Origin of the sequence: Dietzia cercidiphylli, from assembly GCF_014145145.1 — a bacterium.
GTDB lineage: Bacteria > Actinomycetota > Actinomycetes > Mycobacteriales > Mycobacteriaceae > Dietzia > Dietzia natronolimnaea.
Genome location: NZ_JAALEA010000266.1, coordinates 1 through 10,837 on the forward strand (window position 1 = coordinate 1; position 10,837 = coordinate 10,837).

The following is a 10,837-nucleotide window of genomic DNA, read 5'->3' on the forward strand; positions in this document are numbered from 1 at the left end:
CCGGTCCCCTGGCGCGACCCCCGGGTGCGGGACGCCGGGACCGTGCACCTGGGCGGTGACGCGGAGCAGATCGCGGCGGCCGAACGCGACGTGGCGGCGGGCCGTCACGCGGACCGGCCGATGGTTCTCGTCTCCCAACCGTGGGTGGTGGACCCGGGGAGGGTCGCCGCCGACGGACGACGACCCCTGTGGACGTACGCACACGTGCCCGCCTACTCCGAGCTGGACCAGACCGAGCAGGTCCTCCGCGCCCTGGAGGAGGTCGCTCCCGGCGTCCGCGACGTGGTGGTGTCGACCCGCTGTACGCCCGCGTCGCGGATGGGCCGACACAACGCGAACTACGAGGGCGGCGACATCGCCGCGGGCCGCGTCGACCTGCGCGGACTCATCGCCCGTCCGGTTCCACGGGCGGATCCCTTCGCGACCGGGGTCCCGGGGGTGTGGCACGCCTCCGGGTCCACGCCCCCCGGGCCCGGTGTCCACGGGATGGCGGGCCAGCACGTCGCCGAGCGGATCATCCGCGGTTGACGAACCCGCGCCCCGGCGGAGAGCCGACCTACTGGTAGGACACGAACCACGGCCGGGGTTCGACCGCCATGGTCTGCTCCGCGGTGAAGGTCGGCGTGTCCTCGTCGTAGAAGTTCTTCCAGGCCATCCAGATGTCCGGGGACAGCCCCTGCTGCAGGACCTCCCACGTCTCCAGCTTCATCTCCGGGGTGCCGTGCCCGTCGGCGTGGAGGGAGATCGCCACCTCGGGCCGTGAGGTGTCGATGTCCTCCCGGTCGGTGATCATCGCCAGGCTGAACTGGTGCAGGATGAGCAGCTTCTGTGGCCCCCCGGTGTCGCGGGTGAGATCGGCGAGCCAGTGCGTGACCCGGTTGATCTCCTCGGCGCTCGCGCTGCCGATCTGGGCCCCCGGGCGTTGGCCGGGTTCGAGCTTCCACTCGGGGTCCAGCGCCAACCCCACGTTGGGTCGCCTGAGCAACTCCTCGAACAACCGCGCCTGGTCGAGGAGGTCCGCCATCCCGGGCTGCAGGTCGATCACCGCGTAGCCACCGGCCTCGGTGATCGCGTCGATGAGGGGCTCGAACTCCTCCGGCGCCCACTCGTTGGTGTAGTTGCCGTCCGCTCCGGGGGATGTGGAGGCGACGGTGGCGATGATCTCGAACGCGGGGATCACCGGCTCCGGTGAGTACGGCTGGTATTCCTCGACCAGTTGCCGCACCCGCTCCGCGCTCTCCTCCGGACCCTGCTCGCCGAGGATGCCGAGGGCCGGGCTGATCGGCGACCCGTATGCCGCCACGAAGCGCCGGCCCGGGAACAACAGCTGTCCCCCGCCGGGGAGCTGGGGGACGGAGCGGGCCTTCTCCACCCGGTCGGCCAGCTCGTCCTCGGTGCCCCATCCGGGCCCGAGGGCGATCACGGTGTCGGCGTCCATGACCGCCTCGACTGAGCCGCCGTCGACCCGCGGGTCCGGAGCCCTGAGGTGGGAGACGGCCGCTCCGCTCGAGACGGCGGTCGCCACCGCGGCCACCGGGGTCCGGTCGTACACGAGGACGCGGGGGGCCTCCTCCGCCAACCAGGCGGGTCCTCCCGCGGAGAACACCTCGACGTCCGACGCGGGCTCGCCGCCGGCGGTGAACTCCCCGACGACCATGAGGGACGGCGAACCCGGTGCCTGGTGGACCGTGACGTCGTCCACGCGGTCCCCCGGGATCTCCTGCTCGGACTCGAACGTGATCCCGGTCAGCTCCTCCAGCTCGGTGCGGCCCTCCGGTGCGTCGACCACCTCGCCGTCGTCGGGCGTGAACGTCACCTCGCCGACCCGCAGCACGCGCTCGGCGCCCATCCGTTCCAGCTCGCTCGCGAGGGCGTCGTCACCGCCGGCCACCGCGGTGAGCATCGGCGCGCGCAGTCCCACCGCGACAGACGCGGCGCGGGCCTGGGCGGCCTCGTCCGGTGCAGCGACCACGACCACCGGGGCGGTCTCCACCAGGAGGCGGGTCGTCTCGACGCCGGACGAGTCGGCGTCGACCGCGATCCTCGCACCGTCGACCTGCGCGGCGGTGATCCCCGGCCCGTCCTCGTCCGTACCCGACGTACACGCGACGGTGGACGCGACCAGGCAGAACGAGAGGACCGCCGCCCCCACTCCTCGGTTGAAGTGGCGCACGGCGGTCCTCCTGAAAGCTCGGGAATCGATCCCGATGGACCCTACAGGGGTCTCAGGCGGTCTCGGTGATCGGCCGGTCGACCCAACTCATCAGGTCGCGCAGCTTCTGACCGGTGACCTCGATCGGGTGCTCGGCGTTCTCCTTGCGGAGCTGCTCGAGCTCTTTGTTGCCGCCCTCGACGTTGGCGACGAGACGCTTGGTGAAGGTGCCGTCCTGGATATCGGAGAGGATGGCCTTCATGCGCTCCTTGGTGCCGGCGTCGATGACGCGCGGGCCCGAGAGGTAGCCGCCGAACTCGGCGGTGTCGGACACCGAGTAGTTCATCCGCGCGATGCCGCCCTCGTACATGAGGTCGACGATCAGCTTGAGCTCGTGGAGCACCTCGAAGTAGGCGAGCTCGGGTGCGTACCCGGCCTCGACCATGACCTCGAAGCCGGTCTTGACGAGCTCCTCGGTGCCGCCGCAGAGCACGGCCTGCTCGCCGAAGAGGTCGGTCTCGGTCTCGTCCTTGAAGGTGGTCTTGATGACGCCCGCGCGGGTGCCACCGATCGCCTTGGCGTAGGACAGCGCGAGGGCCTCGCCCTCACCCTTCGGGTCCTGCTCCACGGCGATGAGCGCCGGAACGCCCTTGCCGTCGACGAACTGACGACGCACCAGGTGTCCGGGGCCCTTCGGGGCGACCATCGCGACGGTGACGCCCTCGGCGGGCGTGATCAGACCGAAGTGGATGTTGAGGCCGTGGCCGAAGAACAGCGCGTCGCCGTCGTTCAGGTTGGGCTCGATGTCCTCGGTGAAGATCTGGGCCTGCGAGGTGTCGGGGGCGAGCAGCATGATCACGTCGGCCCACTTGGTGGCCTCGGCGGCGGTCATGACCTTGAGGCCGGCCTCTTCGGCCTTCGCGCGGGACTTGGAGCCCTCACGCAGACCGATCGCGACCTCGACACCGGAGTCGCGCAGGCTCAGCGAGTGCGCGTGCCCCTGCGAGCCGTATCCGATGACGGCGACCTTGCGGCCCTGGATCAGCGACAGATCCGCCGAGTCGTCGTAGAACATCTCCACTGCCATGGTGGATTCCCTTCGTGTTGGTTCGTGTAGCCGAGACTTGTGTAGGAGTCGAGACTATCGAGTGGTGGTGATGGACTTGGGGCCGCGTCCGAGCGCGACCATGCCGGACTGCACGATCTCGCGGATGCCGTAGCCGTCGAGCATCCGCAGCAGCGCGTCGAGCTTGTCGGGGGTACCCGTGGCCTCGAGCGTGAGCGATTCCGGGGAGACGTCCACGATGTGGGCGCGGAACAGACTGGCGATCTCGACGATCTGGCCACGGTTGGTGGTGTCGGCGCGGACCTTGACCAGGGTGAGTTCCCGGGCGACCGAGCCGGCCGGGTCCTGCTCCACGATTTTGATGACGTTGACCAGCTTGTTGAGCTGCTTGGTCACCTGCTCGAGGGGGAAGTCCTCGACGGCCACGACGATCGTCATGCGCGAGAGCCCGTCGGTCTCGGTGGGGCCCACCGCGAGGGACTCGATGTTGAACCCGCGCCGGGAGAACAGCGACGCCACGCGCGCGAGCACGCCGGGCTTGTCCTCCACCAGCACGCTCAGGGTGTGGGAGCGGGCGGTCACTGGTCCTCCTCCTGGGCGGCGAGCACGGCGGCGTCGATCCGCTCGGTCACCTCGTGGACGTCCGCGGCGTCGTCCGCCACGGAATCGGTGTCGTCGAACAGCGGCCGGATGTCCCGCGCCGCCATGATCTCGTCGTTGGACGTACCCGCCGCGACCATCGGCCACACCTGGGCGTCCTTGCCCACGATGAAGTCGATGAGCACCGGGCGGTCGTTGATCTCGCGGGCCTTGGCGATGACCTCGTCGACGTCCTCGGCGCGCTCACAGCGGAACGCCACGCACCCGAGGGCCTCGCCGAGCTTGACGAAGTCGGGGATCAGTTTGGACTGCGTCGACAGGTCGGTCTGCGAGTAGCGCTGATCGTAGAACAGCGTCTGCCACTGGCGGACCATGCCGAGGTTGCCGTTGTTGATCAGCGCCACCTTGATGGGGGCGCCCTCGATCGCACAGGTGGCGAGCTCCTGGTTGGTCATCTGGAAGCACCCGTCGCCGTCGATGGCCCACACCTCGGCGTCGGGACGACCGAACTTGGCCCCCATCGCCGCGGGGACCGAGTACCCCATGGTCCCGAGCCCGCCCGAGTTGAGCCACGTGCGCGGTTTCTCGTACTGGACGAACTGCGCGGCCCACATCTGGTGCTGGCCCACGCCGGCGCAGTAGACGGCGTCGGGGCCCGCTGCCGCGCTGAGGCGCTCGATCACGTACTCCGGGGAGAGCGAACCGTCCGACTGCGGTCCGTATCCGAGGGGGTACTCGGAGCGGATCTCGTCCAGTTGCCCCACCCAGGCGGTGGGCTCGGCGAGCGCTCCGGAGTCGCGCTCGCCGCGCAGCGTCTCGACGAGCTCGACCAGCACCTCCTTGATGTCGCCGACGATCGGCACGTCGACCGCGCGGTTCTTGCCGATCTCCGCCGGATCGATGTCTGCGTGGATGACCTTGGCGTCGGGGGCGAAGGTGTCGAGCTGGCCGGTGACCCGGTCGTCGAAACGGGCGCCCAGCGTGACGAGCAGATCCGACCGCTGCAGCGCGGCGACCGCCGCGACGGTGCCGTGCATGCCGGGCATGCCGTAGTGCAGCCGGTGCGAGTCGGGGAACGCACCGCGGGCCATCAGGGTGGTGACCAACGGGATCCCCGACAGCTCGGCCAGCGCCAGCAGCTCCGCGGAGGCGTCGGCCTTGATCACCCCGCCGCCCACATACAGGACCGGGCGCTGGGCCTTGGCGATGAGCCGGGCCGCCTCGCGGATCTGCTTGCCGTGGGGCTTGGTGACCGGGCGGTACCCGGGCAGCTTCATCTCCGGCGGCCACGAGAACGTCATCTCGGCCTGCAGGACGTCCTTGGGGATGTCCACCAGCACCGCGCCCGGTCGGCCGGTCTGCGCGATGTGGAACGCCTCCGCGATCATCCGCGGGATGTCCTCGCCGTGCGAGACGAGGAAGTTGTGCTTCGTGATCGGCATGGTGATGCCGGAGATGTCGGCCTCCTGGAAGCCGTCGGTGCCGATGAGCGCGGTGCCCACTTGCCCGGTGATGGCGACGATCGGAACCGAGTCCATCTGCGCGTCCGCGAGCGGCGTCACGAGGTTGGTGGCCCCGGGGCCCGAGGTGGCCATGCAGACGCCGACCCGGCCGGTGGCCTGCGCGTACCCGGTGGCCGCATGCCCTGCGCCCTGCTCGTGCCGGACCAGCACGTGTCGGACCTTGACCGAGTCGTAGAGGGGATCGTAGACGGGCAGGATCGCGCCGCCGGGGATACCGAAGACGACCTCGGTGCCGATCTCCTCGAGGGACCGGACCACCGCCTGGGCGCCCGTCATCCGCTCGGGGGCCGCGGACCGGGCCCTGTGCTCTGCACCCGGACGGGGTCCGGGCTGTGCCGTTGGTGCGCTCACTTCAACTGTCCTTCATGGTGGTCGTGGAGCTGACGTTCGTCGCCGCACCCGGTCCGGTGGGACCAGGGGAACCCGGCAACAAAAAACCCCCGACGGCCACGGGGGCCGGCGAGGGTGCGCGTCGACGGAAAGCCAGGTAGCGGCTCAGGCGCCGACGCGCCGGCCGAGTACTAGACCGTTCCAGGTGTTCACGCGCCCAGGTTAGGCCCCGTCCGTCACGGTCGTCAACTCGTGGAAACTGGATCCCACATAGTGGACCGTGAGACAGTGGAGGGCACCATGAGCGCACCATTCAGAGCACCCCACCCGGAGTCCACGCCCACCGACCGCGCACTCTTCCGGGTCAACCCCATGTCCTATGCCGTCATCGCCATCGTCGTCCTGGCGATCCTCTGGCCCGTCAGCGCCTATCCCGTCGCTCTCGGTTGGCTCGTGCTGCTCCCGATCGGATTCGGCTGGTGGGTCGCACGGACCAACACCAGACTCGACGAGGACGGCGTCCACCTGTCGACGTGGCGGGCGAGCAGGTCCGTGCCCTGGGAGGAGGTCAAGGGGGTGCTGTTCCCCAAGAACGGCTTCGCCCGCCTCGTCACGACCGCCGACGACTCACTCACGATGGGCGGGGTCTCGTTCCACGATCTCCCCCGGCTCTCCGTGGCCAGCCGGGGGCGTATCCGCGACCCCTACGGCGCCGCCCCGACGGCCGGCACCTCCCGGACGGACGGCTCCCCGCGAACCGACGGTGCCTAGCGGGCCGACAGCACCTCCTGAGCGCCGGTCGAGAGAGCGACCGCCCGCCGGAACACGGTCGGCGACGGCCTGGCGGCGCAGCCCCATGCGCTCGTAGGCGAGGGTGACCGCCACCCCCGCGAGCAGTCCGGCCACCGCCCAGCCGCCGAGGACCCACACCGCGTGCCCCAGGCCCGCGTCCCAGCTCGAGTCGAAGAACATGATCGACCGCAGTCCGAGGTAGGCCTGGTGCATGGGTTGGAGGTTGCCGATCGCGACGAACACCTGCGGCAGCATCTGCGTCGGGGTGGCTCCGCCCGACGTCGGTATCCCCAGCACCACGAACACGACCAGGTTGACCAACAGCCCGGCGTTCCCGATCGCCGCGATGATCGCGTGTGCACACACCCCCACCGCGACGATCACGAGGTTCGAGAACCAGAACATGTGCCACGGGTCGTACCCGGTGACCCCGATGATGTGGGCGACGAGAAGGCAGAGCCCGGACACGAGCGGGGCCGTCACGAGTGTGACCACCCACTTGCGGGCCAGCGTCTGGAGCCGGCCGAACGGGGCCACGTGCACGTGCAGCGCCAGAGGTCCGATCTCCAGGGGGATGAACCCGAGCCGGGCGTCGAGCACGGCGGAGATGATCATCGCCCCGGTGAAGCCCGCAAGGATCACGATCAGCGCGTAGAACATCGGCAGCGAGGCGTTCGACACCCCCTCCGGCAGCGGGTTCCACGCGGTGACGTCGATCCCGACCGGGTCCTGGAGTGCGAGGGTCGCGGCGGCGCCGATCGTCCTGCCCTCCGCCTCGGCGAGCAACTGTGAGTCGGCGAGCAACCTGGGGCCCATCCGGTCGCGGAACGACTCCTGCATCGCCTCGGCCATGGTGTTCATCACCTGGCTCGACACGATGGAGACGCGGGGCGAGTACTCGACCGTGACCCGCGCGGGCGCGGGAGGTTCCGCCGCATCCCCCTCTTCGGTGGCCGCCGCCTCGACCAGACCGACCACCCGCTCGCTCAGGTCGGCGGGGATCCTGATCGCCCCGAAGTACGATCCGTCACGCAGTCCCTCCTCCGCCGTCCCGGGGTCCACCACGTGCAGCCGGATCTTCTCCCAGTCGTTGTTCTGGAGCAGGCCGGCGGTGATCTGCGATCCCACGTCGAGGTCCCGCACGCCGATCGGCGTGTCCAACGAGGCTCCGCGGTCGGAGTCCACCACCGCCACGGGAATGTGTCGGGCGTGGGCCTGGGGATCCGCGGTGCCGCCCAGATACATGAACGACAGCAGGAAGAACAGTCCGCAGACCAGAACCACCGCGCCCGCCGAGTGTGAGGCGAACTCGCGGAAGCCGCCGGTGTGGCCGGAGTCGGTCATGGTGATCCTCATTCGTGTGGAACGCCGGCCGACCACACGGCCGACCGAGACGAAGTTACTCCTGCCACCGCGGGTATCGTGTAGCCGTCCCCGAACCGGATCGAGGTCCCATGCCCGCCCTGAGGTCCCGCACCAGCACCGCCGGACGCAACGCGGCGGGGGCTCGCGCCCTGTGGCGCGCCACCGGCATGACGGACGCCGACTTCGGCAAGCCGATCATCGCGGTCGCCAACTCGTACACGCAGTTCGTCCCGGGGCACGTCCACCTGAAGAACGTCGGCGAGATCGTCGCCGAGCAGATCACCGCGGCTGGTGGCGTCGCGCGCGAGTTCCACACCATCGCCGTGGACGACGGCATCGCCATGGGTCACGCGGGGATGTTGTACTCGCTGCCCAGCCGCGAGATCATCGCCGACTCGGTCGAGTACATGGTCAACGCCCACACGGCCGACGCGCTGGTGTGTATCTCCAACTGCGACAAGATCACGCCGGGGATGCTCAACGCCGCGATGCGGCTGAACATCCCCACGGTGTTCGTCTCCGGCGGCCCCATGGAGTCGGGGTTCTCCGTGGTCGTCGACGGTGTGGTCAAGGCGGGCTCCGATCTCGTCACCGCGATCTCGGCCTCGGCCAACCCGGCGGTCGACCGGGAGGGCCTCGATGCCATCGAGCGGTCCGCCTGCCCCACCTGCGGTTCCTGCTCGGGCATGTTCACCGCCAACTCGATGAACTGCCTCACCGAGGCCCTGGGGCTCTCCCTCCCGGGCAACGGCTCCACCCTGGCCACCCACAGCGCACGGAGAGAGCTCTTCGCCGAGGCCGGACGGGTCATCGTGGACCTGTGCCACCGCTACTACCGGGACGGCGACGAGTCGGTGCTGCCCCGCTCGGTCGCCACCAGGCAGGCCTTCACCAACGCCATGACCCTCGACGTGGCCATGGGTGGTTCCACCAACACCGTGCTGCACATCCTCGCCGCCGCGCAGGAGGGCGAGGTCGACTTCGATCTACACGACATCGAGCAGATCTCCCGCCGCGTGCCGTGCCTGGCCAAGGTCGCGCCCAACTCGGACTATTACATGGAGCACGTCCACCGGGCCGGTGGCATCCCCGCCATCCTCGGCGAGCTGTTCCGGGGCGGTCTGCTGGAGACGGACGTCCACTCGGTGCACTCCCCCTCTCTCGAACAGCACCTCGCGGACTGGGACATCCGCAGCGGCACCGCGACCGAGGAGGCGGTCGAACTGTTCCACGCCGCACCGGGTGGGGTCCGCACCATCGAGCCGTTCTCCACGGACAACCGCTGGGAGTCGCTGGACACGGACGCCGTGGACGGATGCATCCACTCCGTCGAGCACCCGGCCACCGCCGAGGGCGGCCTGGCCGTACTCCGCGGCAACATCGCGCCGGACGGGTCGGTCTTCAAGACCGCCGGCGTGTCCGAGGAGAACTTCCACTTCAGCGGTCCGGCGCGGGTCGTGGAGTCGCAGGAGCAGGCGGTGTCGGTGATCCTGGACAAGACCCTGCAGCCCGGTGAGGTGCTGGTGGTGCTCTACGAGGGACCGGCCGGCGGCCCGGGCATGCAGGAGATGCTCCACCCCACCGCGTTCATCAAGGGCGCCGGCCTGGGCACCAGGTGCGCCCTGATCACGGACGGCCGCTTCTCCGGCGGGTCGTCGGGACTGTCCATCGGGCACATCGCCCCCGAGGCCGCCGCCGGCGGCCCGATCGGACTGATCCGGGACGGTGACGTGGTGACGATCGACGTGGCCACACGGTCCATCTCGGTGGAGGTCGACGACGACGAGCTGGACCGTCGCCGGGCCGAGAAGGGCGCACTCCCGTGGCGTCCGGCCAGCCGCGACCGGAAGGTCTCCACCGCGCTGCGTGCCTACGCCGCCATGGCGTCCTCCGCGGACAAGGGCGCCGTGCGAATCCTGCCGGGCTGACCTCCACGACCCGCCACGCCGACCCGCCCCCGACGACGGTCAGCCCGCGGTGACCGCCGGGCTGTCGGTGGTGGACATCAACGGATTGCTGCCGTTGAGCAGGTACCAGATCACCCCTGCCGCGATCACGGCCAGCAGCAGCCAGATCACTCCGCTGAACCGGGGTCGGTGCGACCACTGCCACTTGCGGTCGACAGACCAGCGTCCGGCTCCCGCGAAGAGGAGCGTGAGCAGGGCGGCGACGTACAGGACCGACGTCTCCAGCCCACGGGTCGTCTCGCCGAGGAGCGGTACGGGGTCGTCGCCGGTCAGCCGGACCGCGAGGCCCAACCCGACCAACCCGAGCAACCCGGCCGCCGCGACCGGCGTCGCCAGGCCGACGACGAGCAGGATCCCCGCGACCAGCTCGACGACGCCGCCGGCGATCGCGAGGAGCCGCGCCTGCTCGAAACCCGACTCGGTGAGGGTCTGCGTGAACCCGTCGAGCCCAGGGCCGCCGAACAGACCGAAGAGCTTCTGCAGACCGCGCATCGCCAGGAGGACGCCCACGGCGAGACGGAGGAGGAACAATCCGAAGTCGGTCGTGCCACGCCGCGAGATCTCGTCCCGGGGGGCGGGGTCGATCGTCGTGGGCTGGTCGCCGAACGGCAACGGCGTCGACGTGTCGTAGCCCCCGGACTCCGAGAACTGCGAGTAGTCCGTCCGGCCCGCCGCGGGGAATGCCGTGGTCGCCGAGTCCGTGGTCCCCGTGCCGGAGCCGGTCCCCGTCGCGTTGGGGACGTCGAGCGGGTAGTCGACATCGTGGATGATCTCGGTTCGGGCGTCGTCTCCGGGCGTTGAGGAAGTCACCATGCGACCATAGGCCGCTTCCCGGGCACCCGCACCCAGGACACGGCGCACCGTAGTCTTGTCGCCATGAGATCGCTCTCGCTGCTGGTGGTCCTGGCCGTCGCGACGGCCGGGTGCGCGAGGTTCGACGATCGTCTCGAGGCCCCCTTCACCCCCGCCCCCGGCCCGGGGATGGGCGCAGCCCCGCCGTCGAGCCCGCCCGGCCCGCCCCCTCCCACCTCGCCCCCGCGAC

Annotated in this window: 8 protein-coding genes and 1 pseudogene; 3 read left to right on the forward strand and 6 right to left on the reverse strand. The window is 70.1% G+C overall.

Features of this window, described 5'->3' with window-relative positions; all coding sequences use genetic code 11:
* On the forward strand, positions 1–528 hold a 528-nt coding region (locus G6028_RS10015; RefSeq protein WP_422110531.1), incomplete at its 5' end, for a phytoene desaturase family protein.
* 28 nt (positions 529–556) lie between these two features.
* On the opposite strand, the gene G6028_RS10020 is transcribed toward G6028_RS10015, so the two are convergent.
* Genes G6028_RS10020 through G6028_RS10035 form a run of 4 tightly spaced genes read right to left on the reverse strand, consistent with a single transcriptional unit; the run spans position 557 to position 5,692 of the window.
* On the reverse strand, positions 557–2,173 hold the full coding sequence (locus G6028_RS10020; protein WP_182658771.1) for a hypothetical protein: 1,617 nt from the start codon (positions 2,171–2,173) through the stop codon (positions 557–559).
* Between the two features lie 52 nt (positions 2,174–2,225).
* Positions 2,226–3,239 carry a ketol-acid reductoisomerase gene (ilvC, locus tag G6028_RS10025; protein ID WP_182658772.1) on the reverse strand — a complete coding sequence of 338 codons (1,014 nt, stop codon included), beginning with the start codon at positions 3,237–3,239 and terminating at the stop codon, positions 2,226–2,228.
* A 54-nt stretch (positions 3,240–3,293) separates the two neighbouring features.
* Positions 3,294–3,800, reverse strand: coding sequence for an acetolactate synthase small subunit (ilvN, locus tag G6028_RS10030; protein WP_179525519.1), 507 nt, complete (start codon positions 3,798–3,800; stop codon positions 3,294–3,296).
* Positions 3,797–5,692, reverse strand: a complete 1,896-nt coding sequence (locus G6028_RS10035) for an acetolactate synthase large subunit (protein ID WP_179525520.1) — start codon at positions 5,690–5,692, stop codon at positions 3,797–3,799. Before G6028_RS10035 ends, ilvN begins: the two co-directional genes overlap by 4 nt.
* Positions 5,693–6,043: 351 nt before the next feature.
* On the opposite strand from G6028_RS10035, the pseudogene G6028_RS17675 reads away from it, so the two are divergent.
* Positions 6,044–6,313 (forward strand): annotated as a pseudogene (locus G6028_RS17675) (PH domain-containing protein); the annotation flags it as partial.
* Here the strand turns inward: G6028_RS17675 and G6028_RS10040 are convergent.
* Positions 6,299–7,807 carry a YhgE/Pip domain-containing protein gene (locus G6028_RS10040; protein ID WP_182658773.1) on the reverse strand — a complete coding sequence of 503 codons (1,509 nt, stop codon included), beginning with the start codon at positions 7,805–7,807 and terminating at the stop codon, positions 6,299–6,301. The pseudogene G6028_RS17675 and the gene G6028_RS10040 sit on opposite strands and share 15 nt — an antisense overlap.
* A 110-nt stretch (positions 7,808–7,917) precedes the next feature.
* Between G6028_RS10040 and ilvD the strand changes: the two genes are divergently transcribed.
* A complete protein-coding gene (gene ilvD, locus G6028_RS10045; RefSeq protein ID WP_182658774.1) occupies positions 7,918–9,756 on the forward strand; it encodes a dihydroxy-acid dehydratase in 1,839 nt (612 codons plus the stop codon).
* A gap of 39 nt (positions 9,757–9,795) precedes the next feature.
* Here the strand turns inward: ilvD and G6028_RS10050 are convergent, their stop codons facing one another.
* On the reverse strand, positions 9,796–10,605 hold the full coding sequence (locus G6028_RS10050; RefSeq protein ID WP_375544328.1) for a DoxX family protein: 810 nt from the start codon (positions 10,603–10,605) through the stop codon (positions 9,796–9,798).
* Between the last annotated feature and the right edge of the window lie 232 nt (positions 10,606–10,837).